12 protein-coding genes and 2 pseudogenes are annotated in these 17,964 nt (G+C 66.1%); 12 read left to right on the top strand and 2 right to left on the bottom strand.

The window, feature by feature from the left end:
• Position 1: 1 nt before the first annotated feature.
• The 5 genes from trbC to ACS5PM_RS19930 are packed head-to-tail and all read left to right on the top strand — an operon-like array spanning position 2 to position 8,466.
• The gene (gene trbC, locus ACS5PM_RS19950; RefSeq protein WP_439389433.1) at positions 2-724 is read left to right on the top strand and encodes a type-F conjugative transfer system pilin assembly protein TrbC; all 723 of its coding nucleotides are present in this window, start codon (positions 2-4) and stop codon (positions 722-724) included.
• The gene (gene traN / locus ACS5PM_RS19945; RefSeq protein ID WP_439389432.1) at positions 721-2,973 is read left to right on the top strand and encodes a conjugal transfer protein TraN; all 2,253 of its coding nucleotides are present in this window, start codon (positions 721-723) and stop codon (positions 2,971-2,973) included. The genes trbC and traN overlap by 4 nt, the downstream gene beginning before the upstream one ends.
• An 18-nt stretch (positions 2,974-2,991) precedes the next feature.
• Complete coding sequence (gene traF / locus ACS5PM_RS19940) at positions 2,992-3,999, top strand: conjugal transfer protein TraF (protein ID WP_439389431.1); 1,008 nt, start codon at positions 2,992-2,994, stop codon at positions 3,997-3,999.
• 44 nt (positions 4,000-4,043) lie between these two features.
• Entirely contained in the window at positions 4,044-5,522 is a 1,479-nt protein-coding gene (locus ACS5PM_RS19935) for a conjugal transfer protein TraH (protein ID WP_439389430.1), read from the top strand.
• Positions 5,523-5,541: 19 nt separating this feature from the next.
• A complete protein-coding gene (locus ACS5PM_RS19930) occupies positions 5,542-8,466 on the top strand; it encodes a conjugal transfer protein TraG N-terminal domain-containing protein (protein ID WP_439389429.1) in 2,925 nt (974 codons plus the stop codon).
• A gap of 9 nt (positions 8,467-8,475) precedes the next feature.
• On the opposite strand, the gene ACS5PM_RS19925 is transcribed toward ACS5PM_RS19930, so the two are convergent.
• Entirely contained in the window at positions 8,476-8,778 is a 303-nt protein-coding gene (locus tag ACS5PM_RS19925) for a hypothetical protein (RefSeq protein WP_439389428.1), read from the bottom strand.
• A gap of 24 nt (positions 8,779-8,802) precedes the next feature.
• On the opposite strand from ACS5PM_RS19925, the gene ACS5PM_RS19920 reads away from it, so the two are divergent.
• From ACS5PM_RS19920 to ACS5PM_RS19895, 6 genes and pseudogenes are all read left to right on the top strand, one after another.
• A complete protein-coding gene (locus ACS5PM_RS19920; RefSeq protein ID WP_439389427.1) occupies positions 8,803-9,495 on the top strand; it encodes a hypothetical protein in 693 nt (230 codons plus the stop codon).
• Positions 9,496-9,515: 20 nt separating this feature from the next.
• Positions 9,516-10,523, top strand: coding sequence for a S49 family peptidase (locus ACS5PM_RS19915; protein WP_439389426.1), 1,008 nt, complete (start codon positions 9,516-9,518; stop codon positions 10,521-10,523).
• Between the two features lie 216 nt (positions 10,524-10,739).
• Complete coding sequence (locus tag ACS5PM_RS19910) at positions 10,740-11,111, top strand: hypothetical protein (RefSeq protein ID WP_439389425.1); 372 nt, start codon at positions 10,740-10,742, stop codon at positions 11,109-11,111.
• Between the two features lie 180 nt (positions 11,112-11,291).
• Positions 11,292-11,432, top strand: a pseudogene (locus ACS5PM_RS19905) (Tn3 family transposase); the annotation flags it as partial.
• A gap of 45 nt (positions 11,433-11,477) precedes the next feature.
• A pseudogene (locus ACS5PM_RS19900) lies at positions 11,478-11,609 on the top strand (ribbon-helix-helix domain-containing protein); the annotation flags it as partial.
• 115 nt (positions 11,610-11,724) lie between these two features.
• On the top strand, positions 11,725-12,066 hold the full coding sequence (locus tag ACS5PM_RS19895) for a type II toxin-antitoxin system RelE/ParE family toxin (RefSeq protein ID WP_439389754.1): 342 nt from the start codon (positions 11,725-11,727) through the stop codon (positions 12,064-12,066).
• A gap of 191 nt (positions 12,067-12,257) precedes the next feature.
• On the opposite strand, the gene ACS5PM_RS19890 is transcribed toward ACS5PM_RS19895, so the two are convergent.
• A complete protein-coding gene (locus ACS5PM_RS19890; protein ID WP_439389424.1) occupies positions 12,258-15,761 on the bottom strand; it encodes a TM0106 family RecB-like putative nuclease in 3,504 nt (1,167 codons plus the stop codon).
• Between the two features lie 380 nt (positions 15,762-16,141).
• On the opposite strand from ACS5PM_RS19890, the gene ACS5PM_RS19885 reads away from it, so the two are divergent.
• A complete protein-coding gene (locus ACS5PM_RS19885) occupies positions 16,142-17,962 on the top strand; it encodes an AAA family ATPase (RefSeq protein ID WP_439389423.1) in 1,821 nt (606 codons plus the stop codon).
• Positions 17,963-17,964 lie beyond the last annotated feature (2 nt).

The raw sequence follows: 17,964 nt of genomic DNA, 5'->3' as shown, positions 1-17,964 counted from the left end.
GATGCGCACCTTGCTCTTCTCGCTTTGCTGGCTCGCCTCGGCGGTGCCGCCCGCCGTTGCCCAGGCGCCCGCCATGCCGAACACTCAGGAGATCGAGCAGCGCATGCGGCCACAGGACCTGCGCATGCCCGGTGCCGATGAGCTGCGCCGCGCAGCACCGTCCATGCCCAACGTCGACGCGCTGCCCGACGTGCCGGCTGCGCCGGCTCCAGACCTTGCCGAGCTGGCCAGCCGCTATGAGCGCCTGGGCGTGGGATCCGCAGCCACGCCGGCTGGCGGTGAGCGTGCGGTGTCGGGACTGCTGGTCTTCGTCTCCCTGGGAATGCCCAGCGCCAGTCTGGAAATGCTGGTCGACGACGCGGAGCGCTCGGGCGCGTTGCTGGTGCTGCGGGGCGTCAAAGACGGCTCGCTCAAGACGACCAAGGCCATGATCCAGCAGTTGATCGGAAAGCGCCGCGTCGCCTGGCAGATCGACCCGACGCTGTATCGCGCGCTGCGCATCGAGGCGGTGCCGACGTACGTCCTGGTCGACCCTAACCAGCCGATTCAGCGTTGCCAGTCCGGCGACGTGGAGCAGGGGGCGCAGTGCGGCCAGCCGCCCCACAGCCGAGTGGCGGGCGACGTGACCCTGCGCCGAGCGCTGTTGGCGATGGCACAGGCCGATGCGGCAGCGGCGGTGGCGGCTGCGCCCTATCTGCGGCGCCTGGAAGGCGGTATGCCATGAGGGTGGCTGCGCCTGTCCTTGTGGCCATCCTTGGCGCTGCGCTGGCCTCTGCCGCCGGGGCCGACTCTGCGCGTGACTTCGAGGACGGCAAGGCCCTGGGACAGTCGAAGACCGGTCCACAGGTCGAGGAGATCAAATCCGGCCGAACGGCCAGTGAAGTGCCGAACTACACAGACAACCCGCCCGAGCGCAGCTACTACCGCACCCGCGACCTGCAGACCCCGCTGTCCCAGCAGCAGGCCGACTGCGCCGCGCGGCCGAGCGACCCGACCTGCGCCGGCATCAGCCAGGGGATCCAGTCTCGCCCACCAAGCAACGTCACGCGGGCCGACCCGGCTTTTGCCGGCGAGGACGCGCAGATGAATCCGTCGCTCATCCTCGGCGACATCGCGACCACCTACAGCGCTTGCTCGGTCGGATCGCCTACGCTGGTGTCGCCCGCGCAGTTCAGGCGCGAGACCTGCGACTCCCGCACCGAGGCCTGGACCACCACCCAGTGCGACAAGCAGCTCTCCGTCGTGCCGCACACGCGCACGAGCTGCGAGCAGGGCAGTTGGGTGGCCACCGGCCAGACACTACTGGGCAACCTCGGCCAGGTCGACGCCTCCGCCTTGTGCGATCTGGCGCCGCCTGACGGCATGACGACCTTTCGCATCGGCGCACTGGGCTCGCAGCGCAAGGCCGAGCCGGTCACCGCCGACGCGCGGCTCTCCATGGCCGCCAGCCTGCCCGCCCTCGGCCAGGATCCGCCCAAGGTGGCCTCGCTGCGTATCGCCGCCGACCACATGGGCTCGACCACCGACGTCGACGTCTTTGCCTATGGTCCCGGATGCATCGGCGACGATTGCGCGTTGAGCTTCTACTACTTCGCGGGTGGCACGAAGTGCACCTTTGAAGGCGGCGACGGCGGCATCGTCTGCGAGCCGGTTGCTCCCGGCTTCCTGGAGGCCAAGTACGCCTGCCCGTTGCAGCAGCTGGCAGGCAACGAGCTGTACTTCGTCACCTGCGTCCAAGACGGCGAAGGACAGACCTGCGCAGAGGAGCGGGGTGATCGCCACCAGTGCTGGGCGAAATCAAGGACTCGCGGCGCCTTGCTGGCCCATCCGCTTGCCAACAGCGAAGTGGGCTACTGGAGCCGCCAGGGCCCATCTACGCCCACCCAGCAGGCGATCGTGGTGCCCAGCACGCCGCCGGGGCAGCCGATGACGAGCCTGTCGCTCGCTTTCTCACGGCCCAGGGTCCTGGCCACGGCCAACGAGAGCTGGAACAACGCCTGTGCCGCGTTTGAAGGCATCACGCCCATGTTGCCAGCCGACGGCGTCGCTGGGCCCGGCGGTCCGTCGCTGCCAGCGCCCATGCCCACCGGCCAGCAGCAGTGCGTCCGAACGGCCAGCATGTGCCTGGACGGACCCTCCACGCGCCTCATCGACGGCGAGGAAGTCACCCGGCAATGCTGGCACTGGCAGAACACCTTTGCCTGCACGGCCTTGTCCGCGGGCTCGACCTGCACCGATCCCCGGTTTGCCGGCTGCTCGCAGGCGGGTGAGTACACCTGCGAGGAACAGGATGGCCAGGGGCATTGCCTCAAGGCGGAGGCGCAGTACGACTGCAAGATCGCCGACGCGGTGTACTCCCAGGCGCTCAACTGCGGCGACCAGAACTACTGCGCCGGCGGCTCCTGCTACGACACGACCTATGCACCGAACGAGAACTTTGCCTTCGCCGTGGCGCACATGGAGGCACGCGAGGAAGCTGGCCAGCAGTTCGACGCGGCAAACCTTCAGATATTCAAGGGCTCGCCCGGCCATTGCGACAAGGACACCTGGGGCCTGCGTGACTGCTGTGATGCCAACGGTGACTTCATCCAGTGCGAGGCCGACGAGCGTGAAACGGTCCGCCAGCGCGAGGAGGGGCAGTGCCACTACATCGGCAACTTCTGCTCCGAGCGCGACTGGTTGGGTGGGTGTTTGTGCAGGACCTACAGCTACTGCTGCTTCCCATCGATGCTGGCGCGCATCGTCCAAGAGCAGGGTCGGCCGCAACTTCAGCGCGATTGGGGCTCCTCGCGCGAGCCCTCCTGCGAGGGCTTCACCGTCGAGGAGTTCCAGAACCTGGACTGGTCGCGCATCGACTTGAGCGAATTCTACGCCTCGATCACGCCGGCACCCATCGACAACGGCGGGAACGCTGGCCGCGCAGGCGAAGCCCAGGACAACTGCTACTACGGTGGCGGCCGCTGCGGACCGTGACCTACGAGGAAGCCCTTCATGTCAATCCACACCCACATCGCCCGACGCTTCCTCAAGGTCACCCGCGCCGTGACCGCCATCTCGGTGTTGACCGGCCAGGCTCTCTGCGTCCACGTCGCCCAGGCCCAGGCGACGTCGGCACCAGCGCCTGCTCGCGTTGTCGCCAACCTCGCTGCGGCCTCCCTGATGCCGGACGGCGAGAACTCGGCGGCGCGAGCCTACTGGCGCTCGTCTCGCGATGGCTGGTTCTGGTACCAGGATCCTCCGCCCGACGACGACGAGGTGCCGCCGCGGTTGCCTGCACCCGTTCCCGCTCCATCGCCGCTGGAACGCGACTTGGCGGCTCACAAGGCGTTCCAGCAGCACCTGGAGAACGCCCTGAACGCTGCGGTGGTCAACCCCAGCGAGGAGAACCTGGCCCGGTTCCTGGAGACGTGGGCCCAGGCGCGGCGCAAGGCGTCGCTGTTCACCGATCGGGCCCAGCTGCTTGCGGCCCGCATGCCATGGGTAGACGAGACCTCCCAGGGCACCCGGCCGCCCAACGGCGCGGCGCTACGGGTGTTCGACCAGGTCCACGCCGACCAGAAGGACACGCTGATGCAGCAACTCGCACGCACGCACGGCCTGTACTTCTTCTTCCGCTCTGACTGTCCGTACTGCCACGCCCACGCTCCCATGCTCAGGCAACTGGAGGAGAAGTACGGGTTCACGGTCTTCCCGGTGAGCCTGGACGGCAAGGGCATCCCCATGTACCCGCAGCCGGCGAGCGACAACGGCATGTCGCGCCAGGTCATGCAGGCTCTGCGCATCCCGGAAGGGAGCTTTCAGGTGCCCTTCACGGTTCTCGCCGAGCCGCGCTCGCGCGAACTGCTGCCAGTGGGCTTCGGGCCCATGACGGCAGCAGAGATGGTCGATCGCATCGCAATGGTGCTGCGCAGTCGCGGCGACATGGGCGCGCTGCTCGACCGCGCTGGTGCGCCGCAGCCCGTGTCCTGGGTGCCCGCCGATGCTTTTGCCAAGCCGTGAATCACCACCTCGACTACCGCGACCGCCTTGAGAGGACCTTCACCATGACAAAGACCCGTCGAGTTCCTGCAGGGCGGCGTGCCCGCACCGCCGTGGCCGTCACGACCATCGTCGCGATGCAGTGGGTCAGCATGGCCTGGGCCGCCGACCTGAGTGGCGAGATGCTGCAGATGTTCAACGACATGGGTGCCGTGAGCAATGTCACCGGCCCGGGCGCCTTCCGCTCCCAGACCATGGGCATCTACACCGGCGGCGAGTTGCAGATGCGCGCGCCGACGCGCAACTACCAGTTCTGGAGCGTCACCATGCCGAGCATCAGCTCGGGCTGCGGTGGCATCGATGCCTACCTTGGCAGCTTCTCGCACATCAACAGCGAGCAGTTCAAGGCGTTGCTGCAACAAGTGGGCGCCAACACGGTGGGGCTGCTTTTCAAGGCGGCGCTCAAGAGTATCAACCCCATGATCGAGTCGGTTCTCGGCGACCTGGAGAAAACGCTCGCCCAATACAACTCCTTCAGCCGCGGCTCCTGCCAGATGGCCAACGCGCTGGTCAATGGCATGTCCGGCGCCTTCGACGTCAACAGCTACAGCGCCTGTGTCTCCATGGCGCGCAGCTTCTATGGCGACGACGACGCGGCCGCGCAGAGCCGCTGCGCGAGCAACGCCCCGGCGGTGAACGCCGAAGTGCAGGCTGGCAACGACGAGGGCAGCAAGGCGCTCGCCCTGCGCGACCTGAACCTCGTGTGGGATGCGCTCGCCGGCTCCAGTTTCAGCCGCGACGAGAGGGAGACCTTCATGAACATCGCGGGCACCGTGATATTCAGGAAAGCGCTGAACCACGGCGGCACGGGCGAAAAACCCAGACCCATTCCTCCCTCGGTGGACTCGCTCAGCACGCTGCTGTACGGCAACAAGCAGGGTAGCACCGAGGACACGGTGGTCATCAGCGGCTGGTGGCAATGCAACGACGACGATTGTCTCGAGCCCGTGCAGGTGGACAAGGAGGTGACCCCGTTCCCGACCCACGTGCGCGCGACTCTGCTGTCGCTGCGCGACAAGCTGCAGTCGGGCACGGCGCCGGCAGCGGCGGAGATCGGCTTCATCAACATGACCTCGGTTCCGGTGTACCGGATGATGGCGATCGGCTACCAGGCGGGATCCACCGGCAACGACACCTACCTCACCGACATGCTGGTGAATCGTTATGCCAAGCTGATCGCCTATGACTACGCCCACACCTTCCTGCGGCGCGAACTGAAGCAGGTCCTGGCCTACATCGGCCAGGCGAAGCTGCAGAGCGAGCCCGAGGAGAAGTACGGCAAGGAGCTGCGCGACAACGTCGAAGCGCTGATGAAGGCGCTCGACCAGGAGCGCGCCACCACCCTGGCCCGTGTACCCAGCCTCAACGCTGTGGTGGACGACCTGCAGCGCATCGAACGGCAGTTGCGCACCGGCCTGCCGTCCTCGGTGCGCAACATGCTCGACCTGAGCAACCTCATGACGGGCCGCGCCGGCCGCAGCTGAACCGCACTCGGAGCCCGCCATGGCACAGCCCACGATGACCGTCTACGCCTACGGCAATGTCGATGCGTTGCACGGCATCTTCAACGCCGTGGCGATGGTCATGTCGTCCGACGACTTCGGCGACATGATCCGCGTGGCCGTGATCATCGGCTTCCTGGTGGTTGCCGTGCTGATGGTGAACCCGAAGAACATCGCCAAGGGGTGGAATTGGTTCATCTGCGTTGCGGTCTTGACGGGCGTGGTCCTGACTCCGAAGGCCACCGTCACCATCGAGGACCGACTCGGGATGCAGGCACCGGCGGTGGTGGCCAATGTGCCCTGGGCCCTGGCCGTCATCGCCCAGGTCAAGACGGCCATCGGCGCCACACTGACCGACCTGTCTGAGACGGCGTTCCAGACGATTCCCGAGGAGGGGCGCGCGTTGCCCACCGAGCTGAGCTATCTCGAACACGGGGTGATGTTCGGCAACCGCCTGGTGCGGGCCTCGCGCGAGGCGGATTTCCATTCGCTCAACACCCAGGGCGACACGCTCAACTACCTGCGCAACTGCATCTTTCCGAGCCTGGGGCGCGAGGCGGTGCCCGGCGCCTTCGAGACCTCAAGCAGCCTGATCGACGAAATCAGCCATCCGAATCCTGCCCTGTTCTCGACCTACCACGACACCGCCAACGGCGGCGAGCTCGTCTCTGCACCCTGCGACCAGGTCTTCAGCCGCATCCAGCCGACGCTGGTGATCGCGGGTCAAGCCGCCCTGCGCAGCATGGCCACGCGCCTGATGCCGAACGTTGACGGGGCAATGGCTGAGGCCAAGGTGACCGACTCGCTGCTGGCGATGTACGGCAAGGCGCGCCTGGCCGAGGCCGGCGCGACGGCGCAGGACATCATGATCCAGAACATCCTGATCAACGCGACGGCCGATTCATCCGCGCTGTACAGCGCGTCGCTGGATGACCCGGCCGTGATGATGTTCGCCAGCCTGCGCTCGCAGGCGGTGGGATCCATGAACGCTGGCTACCTGGTGCAGGGGCGCATCGCCGAGGAAGCGCTGCCCATCGTACGCAATATCACCGACGCCATCCTCTATGCGGTGTTCCCGGTGTTGTGCATCCTCGCGATCGCCTCCGAGGGGAGGGCGCTCGCGGCCCTGGCCAAGGGCTATCTGCTGGTCATGGTGTGGGTGGAGCTGTGGCCGCCCATGTTCGCGGTCGTGAACTACCTGCAGACGCTCGCCGCTTCCGGCAACTTGGCCGCCGCGGCCACGCTGCCGATGGGGGGCGGGCTGTCCTTGCAGACGGCCACCGGGATCTACTCGACGGCGGTATCGGACGTGGCCGTCGCCGCGTGGATGGTGACCTTCGTTCCAGTGCTGGCGGGCGCCGTACTTTTCGGTATGGACCGCATCATGTCCATCGCCGGTGCCCGCCCGGGTGCAAGCCAGGCCGAGTCCGAGGCGCCGCAGGCATCCAAGGGCAACGTCAACATGGGCAACGTGACGATGGACCAGCAGCAAATCTCTGCCTACCGGTCGTCGCCGACGATGACCACGTTTGCAGGAGTGGGCGGGATGTCGACGGTCGACGCGCTCACCGGTGGCGCCCGCTACCAGCACGCACAAAGCTCAGGCCCTGTGAGTGTCAGCGACGTGTCGTCCTTGGCGCGCGAGCAGGCGCAGGGCGCCACCCAGTCGCTTCAATTTGCTCAGTCCGATGCCAGATCTGCCGAGACGTTAATTCAGTCGGCCATTGGCCGAGTCGATGGTCTTGCGAAGTCTGGAGCGTTCGGTGCGGAAGGCGGGCAGGCTTGGAACAAGGCTCGTGAGGCGACGGAGGCGGACAACTCTCAAGACGTGCGAACCGTGGGGGAGCAACTGATCCGCCAATTTGGTACGAATGACAGCGCCGGACTTACCAAGGCTTTGCAAGCCGGCGTAGACGTTGGCGGCGTCATGAAGTTCCTGGGACGATGGGCCGACCCGGATCAAGCAACAGGCAAACAAGGGGTCGGCTTGTCAGCCGGCGGCCAATTCAGCGGCAATCTCGGCTCCTCCGCGCAACGCGCTGTCACCGAGGCAGTCTCAGGGCTGCGCAACCGGTCGGCCCAAAGAACGGCATCGGCCGTCGAGAAATTCGCGAACTCCACCCAGTTCCGCTCGTCCGAGTCTTCTGACACGCGCGCATTGGAGGATGTGCGCGCAGACCTTCAGCGCGCATCGTCGTTCCGCGAGTCGTCGGCGAGCCGACTGGACGAGGCGCACCAATTCCAGGAAACGGAGCGCAAGCTCAACGCGCTCCAGCACAGTTGGACCATCAGCAACGCGAACGCCTTCTACGAGTTTGCCGCCCGAGAGGGCAAACACCCCGGCAATGCGAACATCTCTCGCAAGCAGTGGGTCGATACGTTGCAGAGATTCCTCAACGTGGGTGAGATCGGCAGGGACGATGACGGCAATTTCTTCATGCCGCAAGTGGGGCAGGGTCCGAACATCATGCAGACCATCAAGCCCGACCTACTTCGGGTTGGCTACCAGAGTTCCACGCCACGCGGCGGGCAGGAAATGGTTGTTCAGGACGCTGCGGCGAGACGCGGCGAAGTGCAAGGTGCACAGCGCCGTGCCGGCGTTTCGCCTCACGGCGAGGTAGACGGTACCGGTCTCAAATCCGACGTGGCAACCGGCCAGGGTCAGGTGGAGCTTCGTATTGAGCAATCCAACGAGAGCGCCAAGACACATTTGGCGGCCCAGCAGATGGGATCAGACGCTGCCTTCAAGAACGCTCCCGCGCAAGCCGGCTCCTTTTTGCATTCCATCGCTTCCGACAGTGAAGGCAATGGTACGGGAGTGGAAGCTACGAGGGTTCAGGTATCCCGTCCCCGTCCTGGCAGGCAGGACCTCGATGATTGGAATGAGAAGCGGAAGGCCTCGAATTCGGAGATCCCTACCAAATGATGGTCAGAGCTAAAGGTAGAGATTTCCGATCTTTACGCCAGCCCCGCCATTCGCCACCGCATCAGCGGCCGTGGCGTAGGGTCCTGCGTTCCGCGAAGGATCACCAGCACACCAGCCAGCCCAGCCATCTCCGGTGGAGCCGGGCAAGTTCAAGCTTTGGCTAGCCACATGGATATCAGTTGCCTCGTAAGAGCAGGCCGCCTCATCGGCTCCGTTGTACAACGTCACCGTGTGGGCGGTATCGCGTCCAATGCCGAACCAGCCCAGCATCGTGTACCAGAGCACCGCTAAGAAGTTCGTCAGGCTGTACATCTTCTTCTCCCAGGAGGATCCTTCATGCGCGAACTCTACACCCGCGTTATCAGCCCACTGGACGGCATGCCCCGGGGCCGTTCGCACGCGGATTGCTTGGCCGCGCTGGCCATGGCCGCGATGCTGGGTACGGCGCCAGCGGCGTTCGGACAAGTCGATCCGTTCAAGCCGGTCACTGCGGATGACAGTTGCGAGTTCGGCTACAGGGTCACCGGCCCGAAGGCTTGGGACGCGCCCGAAGCCAATGGCGAGGGTGAGTGGATCGATTTCGTGCTGCGCAAGGCCGTCCAGTACTGCAAGGACGGCGACCACTTCATGATCATCCGCAGTGATACCAACGGACCGATGGTGGGTTGGATCCACGACTACTTCTCTGTTGCAGCGTTGTTATGCCGGCGAGCCGACATCGTCGAGGAACATCCGCTGAACAGCCGGGGTCAAGAGCGGCACAAGTTCAGCTGTCCGATCAGCAAGATCGAGCCGCTCAAGAAGCGCATGGCCGAGGGCAAGCTGCTCTACAAGTACCCTGACGACTGGGTCGACCCCCGGCCGGGAGATACCGGTGCGATGAAACGCGCTCCGGGCTCGAATGAGCCGGCCTATGTGGCGCCGCCGCGCCCGGCCAAGCCAAAGAACGACGACTGCAAGGTTCCCAAGGCGCCGCACTACGCCGAGCGCTGCGGCCTTCCATTGGTTGCCCCCGGGCTGCAACGCTAGACCCCAAAGGAGACGCCCCGATGCTGCAGAGACTTTTCGCGCGCTGGCGCCGGCCCGCGTTCGCGATCGACGAGTTGGAGCCCGCCCAGCTCGACTCCCAGAACCTCACCCGGGCACTGGCGCGTGACATGCTAGCGGACCGGCGGGCGGAGCGGCGGGCGCGGTTGGCCAAGCCGCTGATCTACGCGGTCATGATCCTGGGGCCGGTGCTCATCCTCCGGTGGCTGCCGTCGCCCTTCGATGCCCGGCCGGGCCCTTCGAGCGAGGCGGTGGGGGTCGTCGAACTGGCCGGAGAGATGGCCGATGGCAAGCAGGCCTCGGCCGAGCGTGTCATCCCGGCGCTGCGCCGCGCATTCGAAAACGAGCGTGTCAAGGCCGTTGTGCTGTCGATCGACAGCCCGGGCGGCGCGCCCCTGGAGGCCGAGCGCATTTACACAGCGATCGACAGCTGGCGGGCGAGCCACCCCAAGCCGGTGATCGCGGTCATCAACAACGTAGGCGCCTCGGCTGCCTACATGGTCGCGCTGCACTGCGACGAGATTTACGCTGGCAAGTACAGCCTGGTGGGCTCTATCGGTGCGGTGCTGTCGGGCTGGGATTTTCACAAGGCGCTCGAGCGCGTGGACGTGGGGCAGCGCGTCTATGCGTCGGGCAACTTGAAAGCGATGCTGAACCCCTACTTGCCCATGTCACCGGAGGCGGATCACAAAGCCAAGGATCTGGTGACGAAGATGGGCCGGCAGTTCGTCGATGAGCTGGAAGCCGAGCGCAAGGGCAAGCTGGCCACCGGCGTGGACTTCGGTTCCGGCGAGATCTGGGGTGGCCTGGAGGCCCACAAGCTCGGGCTGATCGACGGCGTGTCCACGTTGGACCAGGTCGTCAAGTCGCGCTGGCCCGACCTCAAGATGCACGGTTTCGGGCCCGGCAACGCCAACGGGCTGCCGCTCATCGGCTCGTCCGTCGTGGATGCCTTGCGCGAAGTGGGCTTCATTGGCCCGAGCGGAGCCCAGGCGGTGGCCTTGCGCTGAAAGGGTGACTTGCGGGCCCGTGAGCCCGGCCCGGCTCGGCTGTGCCCATTCCCCCATGAAGACAGGGTAGGCCAACATGTTGAATCGCCGGTAGGGTTGCCAAAGCGGCGGGTCAAGGTCCTGCGCGACGACCATGTCGCGCTGCTAAATCGAGCGCCGAGCTCAACTTCCTTATCGGAGTGTGCCCGTCCCGGTCCGACCTGAGAAAGTCAAGACATGAAGCGCATCATCGTCCGCCCCGGAAAGAGCGTTCTCGTCAGCGACGAGGCACTCAGCCGTGCGCGCAATGCGCTCAAGACATTCGGCGTCGACGAGGCCGCGCTGGATTGTCTGGGTGTATTTACCGGTGATGTGACAATCGGCGCCAACGCGATTGCAGCCAAGGCGCTGAAGGCCAGCAAGCCGAAGAAGGCGCCTGCGAAGGCGGCCAAGCGGCCGCACTTGAAGATCTTTCGGTGCCGCATCGCACAAGCGGCGGTCAAGGGCATCCAGGTCGGCGTGTCGGCCGGTCAGCGCCAGGCAACGGGCGAACTGGTGTTCAACGACGCCACAGCCGATCGGGGCCGCAAGCTCAAGATCATCGCCTGAAAGGCGTATCCACTGGATCAAGGCCCCTTCGGGGCCTTTTTTTTGCTGCCGGGGTGCCCTCAGTTAACGGGCATTAGCTGAGGGCGATATTTAGAGGGTTTCGAGCAGGGAAGACGTGGACAGAGCTGCAGTGCCAGGAAGTGACCGAACTCAAGGGAGACGTCCCACTGCCGGACGTGGGCCGAGTTCCGGAGCAGGATCCCGATCGCGGCTCTCTGGGGCGACGGCGACAACGCGTCGGCCGACATGATGTCGCTGGACGCGTGGCCGCCACTGTGGAACGCCCGTGTTGATCCGCGCAGCCGTACGCGACCGCTGGGTACAGCGGCAGGTGACAACCGTTGTCAATCTGCGCAAGATCCAGCCATGAGTCGCCAAACCATGAGCTTTGCCTTGCCCGAGTCGATGCGCGAGTACATCGACATCCGGGTTGCTGCGGGCAACTACGGTAACACCAGCGAGTACATCCGCGACCTGGTCCGGCGCGACCAGGAAGAGCAGGCCAAGAAGCGGCTTCGCGATCTCATTGAAGAAGGGCTTGCATCCGGCCCGGCCGGCGTCGCACCAAGGCGGACGAGAAGCAACTGTTGGCGATCGCTCGCGGCGAGATCGATTGAAGCCGGCGGTTCTGCGCCCGTGGGCGCTGCGCGATCAGCAGGGCGAGGTCCGGTACTACCGCAAGGAGTGCGACGCGCGCGTGGCGGTGAAGGTGGCCAAGGCCACCAACGAAACGCTTGACCAGATCGAACTCGAACCGGGCATGGGCTCGCCGACGCTCGGACAGCTACTGGCATTCCGGGGCTTCGGACCTGGCGGGCGGCAAAGTTTCCGCCGCTGTGGTGCTACTTCGCTACTTCGAACCTTCGAACGCAGAGACCACCTGGATGTGGTCCGGCTGCTGGGCGAGCGCCAAGACATCGCCGCTATCTTGGGCGACGAGTTCGCCTCGGACTGATGACGCTCAAAGTTCGGCGGCGCAGGGCCGGAGGTCAATGACCGGTCTGCGGCCGTCTGTTCGCCGGGATGGTCGACCGTACCCGACCCCACACTCGGCCAGACAAGGTCAGCGTCAGGTCCGCAGCGGTTGCAGTCCTTCGCTGGATTCGTCCCAAGGTCAGCTTGCAACCCATTGACGACATCAGAAGTTCAGGCTCTTTCCGTCCTGGCAGGAATTTCCACCCTAGTAGCCGCCTCCGCAAACTGGCAGAGTCCGTTTGCCCAGCCCATCTGTTCCGGAGTTCGGCAGTTGGGGTCGAAGAGCCGAGGGCTCGCCACAACGATCACCATGCACCGTGCCCGACTGGTGGCCACGTTGAATCGATGCGGGTCGTACAGAAACGCCATCCCGCGCGGCGCGTCTTCGGGCGACGAGCTCGTGCACGAGTAAATCACGACCGGTGCCTCCTGGCCTTGGAACTTGTCGACCGTTCCGACGCGAGTCACCGAAGCGCCGGCCAACGCTCGCTTCAGCGCGCCGACCTGCGCGTTGTAGGGCGCGACCACCAGAATGTCGGCTGGCTCCAACGGTCGGCTTTGGCCGCATGCGTTGATCCAGGTAGAACCGCTCTGCAGCAGCAGACAAGCCACGGCGACGACGGCCTGGACCTCCTCGAGCGCCTGAGATTGATTGCCCTGGTGTGCCACCTCCACGAGAAACAAGCCAGCGCCGGCAAACGGCGCAGCACCTTCGATCCGCTGGTGCTCAAGGCCGCGGTTCGCTTGCAGACGCCCTTCGTAGTAGGCCTCGGATGTGAACCTGCAAACCGCCGGGTGTAGCCTGTACGTCCAGTCGAGAAACAACCCCTGGTCGGGACGCAGGGTGCTCTGTCCCGCTCCGACCAGGTGGACGAGCGCCGCAACGTCGGCGCCGTCTTCGTGCGCACCCCGGGCGGGTTGTTCGAGCTGCTGCGGATCACCCAGCAGGACCAGGTTCCTGGCGGCACGCGCCGCCGCAAGGACCTGTGCCAGCGCCATCTGTCCTGCCTCGTCGACGATGAGGACGTCGAGGCAGGCGATCGCGTCAGCATGCGCCCACAGCCACGCGGTGCCGCCGACCACGGTGCCGGGCGCGATGCGGCCGAGCGCCTCACCCGTCGACTTCGCGAACTCGATTCCGTCTCCCGTTTCGTGCTCGTCGTCCTTGTGCACCAAATGCAGGTGCTGCGGTTGGCTTGCAGCGTTGTCAGCGTTTCGCACGGCACCCAGCAGGTTGTCGATGACCTTGTGGCTGACCGCCGTGATGCCGATTCGCTTGCCGGCTGCCGCGAGCGCCAGGATGGCACTCGCGGCGAGCGTCGTCTTGCCCGCACCGGGCGGCCCCTGCACCGGCAACACGCCACCGTCCAGTTCGAGGCACAGCCGCACGAGGCTCGAGCCGGCCGCTTCGTCCTGATGCAGCAACCACTCATCGACGCCCGCAGCGCGGCGCGGCGGGCGAGCGCGAAGGAGCTCACTCGCGGCCGCGTAAGGACTGGCATGCTCGAAGCCGTTGTTGCGCACATGCTCGGCGAAGGCGAGCAACGCCTCCTCGAGGGGCTTGGCGCTGACCACCGGATCTCGGAAGACCGCGCCGGGTAGCGCCTGCATGGCCTTCTCGCCGAGCCCGAGAACGATGGTCCGGTCGTTGAGGTCGAACTCCTTGACTTCGGCCTTGCACGTCTGGGGCTCCTGGCCGGGGCCGCCCGAGACAGGCCACACGACGCTGTTACCGACATCGATCGCCGTTTCCTGCGCCGGGAAGCGGAAGCGGCAGCGCGCATTGCGTTCGCGGCCCTGCTTCGGGAGCTGCTCCTCGAACTGCAGCCCGCCGAGCATTTCGCGCTCGTCCATGTGGTCTTCATTCGGAAGATCGCGCAGGCGGAAGAACTCCCACCAGGCGTTCTTCTCCTCCTGCCGGTAGTAGCCCAGCATCGCGGCCAGCAGCGCGCGCGCCTCCTCATCTGCCGTTTGCGCGCCCGGAACGTCGGGCATGCCTTGAAGCAAGGCTTCGCGCAGGTCCTGGATGCGCTGATCCCGTGCACCGACCTCCTCGCTCGGCGCCAACTCGCCGGGGACGGGCCGGGGGATGCGTTCGCCGCGTGCCAAGAGCTCGGCGCGCCGGAGCTCCAGCCAGCCGCGCAACGACTCGGTGGACAGGCAGTCATCGCCGTTGTAGGTGGCAACCTCCTCCCTCATCGTCGGATCGCTAGCCTCGACGTTGCCCAGTTCCAGCGCCATCTCGAGATCGCGCCGCGCGCGGGCAGCGTCTCGCAGCTCCAGGCGCCGCTGAAAGCCGTGCAGGGACTCCAGTTCCTTCAGGCCATAGCGCTCCACACCGATCCGATAGGCCTCGCGCACCACCACGTGCAGATCCACGAAGCGCCGGCCGCGGAGCAATTGGTCTAGCTCCGCGGTGCGTGTCGCATGCCGGGCAGCCAGGCGTTTGAGCGCCGATGGCTCGTACGCGCCGAAGTGGTACACGTGCGCGTCCGGATGCTTCTGCACGCGCGCCAGCGCGAGGTCGACGAACGCCTCCAGCGCGCTCTTCTCTTCAGCGACGTTCAGCGCCCACCACTGATCGAACGTGACATCCCCATCTTCGCCTCGGATGCAAAGGCCGGTGAGGTACTCCAGGCCATGCGGGGCCACATACGGGTCGCCTTCGAAGTCCAGAAAGATGTCGCCCGCCGAGGGTTCTGGCAGGCGCGCCAAGCCGCGGCCCGGCTCGAGCGCGAGCAGCTCGACTGAAGGCAAGTCGGCACCCCGGCTGGCCACCTGCAATCGCGCCTGCTGGCCCAGGCGCTCGAAAGCGTCGGCGGTTCCCCGCGTCGGCTTAGCGGGCAAGATGCCCAGGCGCTCCGCGACGATGCCGACGGTGGGCAGGCCCTGCTGCTGGAACTCGCGGATCTGGCCGCCACGGATGCCCGCGATCAGCGAAGGATGATCGTCCATGCGTCGCTGTCGATCGCAGTGGCGCCAGTAGATGCAGATGTCGCAGTGCGCGACGGGATCGGGATAGGTGCGCGGCGCAGGCGTGGCCGCCACGGCGGCCAGAAACCTTGTTCGCACGAGCCGGTAGTACGCCGCGAACTGTGCGGTCCGGTACGTCTCCTGCCCGAGCGGCGTGATCACATGGATGCGCTCGGGGACCATGCCCTGCATCGGTTGGAGCAGTTCGGCATAGGTGCACAGCTGCAGGATCGTGCCAGGCTTGGTCTCCAGCGACAGCTTGGTATCGGCGGGCTCGTACGCGCAGCCCGGCAGGGACGAGCTCGATGCCTTCACTTTCAGCAGCACATCGGCGATACCGCTGAAGGCGCTATTGCGCATGGTGGCCTGCACGATGGCGTCGAAGCCGGCCCGCATCGCCTCCTGGGTCGCCGTCGGGTCCTTCTCCTGCCGAAGGTCGCAGATCGTGAGCCCGGCGCGTCGCAGCGACTCGACATAGGCGGCCTCGTGCTGCAGGCCGCGCTGACGCAGGGCCTCGAGCCGGGGATCGGGGGTGAATTCGATCTCGATCAGCCCTTCACGGCGTTGCCGCTCGAGCTGCGTCAGATGCGGGCAAGCGAGGTGGGACGCGAGCTGGGTCGGCGTATGGTGCGGACGCCCGGCGAGCTCGATGCCGTGCGACGCTGCGTGCGCGTCCTGGCTTTCCTGCGGTGCTTCGTCCATCGTCCGTGCCTCAGCCATTTCACTGCCTTGACCGCGCATCTCATGAACGGATTGAGGCCGATTCAGCCCTGTGGCAGATCGCGAGGTCCCGCGATAGCGGGCGTGACACTCGAACGCCCTTCAGGCCCCTCCATCTCAGGTCAATGATCAGAACGTAAAGCAACCCTCAAACCCGACACGACGCGCCCCTGGTCAGGGAATGTCCTCGGTTACTGAAGCCTGTCCCGCAGCGCCGTGCCGGTCTCGTCTAGCCGCTGGCCGCTTCGACGGCAAGCCGGCCCCACCGCCTCGCCGTCCCGCGCTGGCAACCTCGGGTGTCCCCTGACCGCCGAATGTGATACGGTTACAAGCCATTACACTGCAGCGGGAGGCTGGGGAGCATGGCGTCAGAGAACGGCGATCCGCGCTGGATCCAGGACCTGAGGCGCTTTCTGCCCCTGAAGACCCAGTTCCTGCTGACGGGCAACGTCCGCGACCTGCAGGCCGCCGAGATTGCCCCCGGCACGATCACGCCGCTTCGCTTCGATCAGACGCTGGCCGATGTGCTGTTCGCGCACGGCTATCGCCAGGTGCTCCTGTTCGATCAGCTGCGCGGATGTCGGGCGCTGTCGGCGACGGTGCCGCGGGCGGACAACGTCGCCGCCGACGCCCTGCTTGAACCACCCGGCCTCGACGGGGCTGCGCCGGGTCCGGAAGCCCTGGCGGCCATGCTCGGTCAGGTGATCCGTCACGAGCGCGCTCCGGTCGCCTTGATCGTCGATTTCGCGTCTCGATTGACGATGCGCGCCGACGCACTGTTGCCAGCGGAGCATCAGCTCTTCACGCAGGCGCTGATCCTCTCGCACGAGGCCCGGGCTCGGCCGTTCCAGGGGCGGGCGGGAAGCTTCTTCAACACGATCCTGTGGGTCGTCGAGCGCGAAGGCGACCTGCCCGCCTGGCTCGTCGTCGACAACCCCCGCATGCGTGTGATTCCCGTCGCCAAGCCCGACCATGTCGCGCGCCGCGCGCTGGCCTCGGCTTTCCTCAAGCCCCTGCGCGGCTTCGCTGACGCCTCCGACGACCAGAAGACGGCCGCGGTCGATGCCTTCGTCGACGGCACCGAAGGCTTGCTGCTCCTCGACCTGAACGCGATCTCCGTCCTCGCCAAGGTCGAGGACGTCAAGGTGGCCGACATCGGCGACGCCATTCGGCGCTACAAGGTGGGCGTCACCGAGGATCCCTGGCAACGGCTCGATCGAAGCAAGCTGCGCAGCTCCACGGAGATCGTCAGGCGCCGCGTCAAGGGCCAGGACCGGGCGGTCACCCACATGCTCGACCTTATCAAGCGAGCCGTCACGGGCGTCGACGGCAGGCGCGGCAACCGCCCGCGCGGCATGGCGTTCCTGGCAGGACCGACGGGGGTCGGGAAAACCGAGTTGGCGAAGACCATCACCAGCCTCCTGTTCGGCGATGAAGGCGCCTACATCCGCTTCGACATGTCGGAGTTCAGCGCCGAACACTCCGACCAGCGCCTGATCGGGGCGCCGCCCGGTTACGTGGGCTACGACATGGGCGGGGAGCTCACCAACGCGGTGCGCGAGAAGCCTTTCAGCGTGGTGCTGTTCGACGAGATCGAGAAGGCCCATCCACGCATCCTCGACAAGTTCCTGCAGATCCTGGATGACGGCGTCTTGACCTCGGGGCGCGGCGACCGCGTGTACTTCTCCGAGGCGCTCATCGTCTTCACGTCCAACCTCGGCATCTACCGCACCGATGACGCCGGCCGGCGCACCGCGCACGTCGGCCCTGAGGATCCCTACGAGCAGCTGCACGACAAGGTCCTCGGGGAGATACGCGACCATTTCAAGCTGGTCCTCAACCGTCCGGAGATCCTGAACCGCATCGGCGAGAACATCATCGTCTTCGACTTCATCCGCCCGGCCGTGGCCCGGCAGATCTTCGAGCAGATGCTGGCGTCCATCCTCGCGGACCTCGCCGGCAAGGGCTTTGCCATCAAGCTGCACGGGACGGCGCGGGCGCACCTGGAGGCGCGCTGCCTGACGGACCTGTCCAACGGAGGCCGGGGCATCAGGAACCAGCTGGAGGCGGTCCTGGTGAACCCGCTGGCCCGGCAGCTGTTCGACAAGAACGCGCAACCCGGTGAGGCATTTGAGGTGGTGCATCCCGGCGACGGCGGCGCACTCGAACTCATCCGCGCGTGAGG

It is taken from the genome of Ideonella flava (genome assembly GCF_051857595.1).
Classification (GTDB): Bacteria; Pseudomonadota; Gammaproteobacteria; order Burkholderiales; family Burkholderiaceae_C; genus Ideonella.
The sequence above is the reverse complement of the archived record's forward strand: the minus strand, read 5'-3'. Positions and strand labels throughout refer to the sequence as shown.

What these genes read in the sequence shown, in the direction of transcription:
- trbC (WP_439389433.1), top strand. Translation starts at nt 2, where the DNA reads ATGCGCACCTTGCTCTTCTCGCTTTGCTGGCTCGCCTCGGCGGTGCCG.
- ACS5PM_RS19885 (WP_439389423.1), top strand. Translation starts at nt 16,142, where the DNA reads ATGGCGTCAGAGAACGGCGATCCGCGCTGGATCCAGGACCTGAGGCGC.
- ACS5PM_RS19915 (WP_439389426.1), top strand. Translation starts at nt 9,516, where the DNA reads ATGCTGCAGAGACTTTTCGCGCGCTGGCGCCGGCCCGCGTTCGCGATC.
- traN (WP_439389432.1), top strand. Translation starts at nt 721, where the DNA reads ATGAGGGTGGCTGCGCCTGTCCTTGTGGCCATCCTTGGCGCTGCGCTG.
- traF (WP_439389431.1), top strand. Translation starts at nt 2,992, where the DNA reads ATGTCAATCCACACCCACATCGCCCGACGCTTCCTCAAGGTCACCCGC.
- ACS5PM_RS19920 (WP_439389427.1), top strand. Translation starts at nt 8,803, where the DNA reads ATGCGCGAACTCTACACCCGCGTTATCAGCCCACTGGACGGCATGCCC.
- ACS5PM_RS19910 (WP_439389425.1), top strand. Translation starts at nt 10,740, where the DNA reads ATGAAGCGCATCATCGTCCGCCCCGGAAAGAGCGTTCTCGTCAGCGAC.
- ACS5PM_RS19925 (WP_439389428.1), bottom strand. Translation starts at nt 8,778, where the DNA reads ATGTACAGCCTGACGAACTTCTTAGCGGTGCTCTGGTACACGATGCTG.
- ACS5PM_RS19930 (WP_439389429.1), top strand. Translation starts at nt 5,542, where the DNA reads ATGGCACAGCCCACGATGACCGTCTACGCCTACGGCAATGTCGATGCG.
- ACS5PM_RS19935 (WP_439389430.1), top strand. Translation starts at nt 4,044, where the DNA reads ATGACAAAGACCCGTCGAGTTCCTGCAGGGCGGCGTGCCCGCACCGCC.
- ACS5PM_RS19890 (WP_439389424.1), bottom strand. Translation starts at nt 15,761, where the DNA reads ATGGACGAAGCACCGCAGGAAAGCCAGGACGCGCACGCAGCGTCGCAC.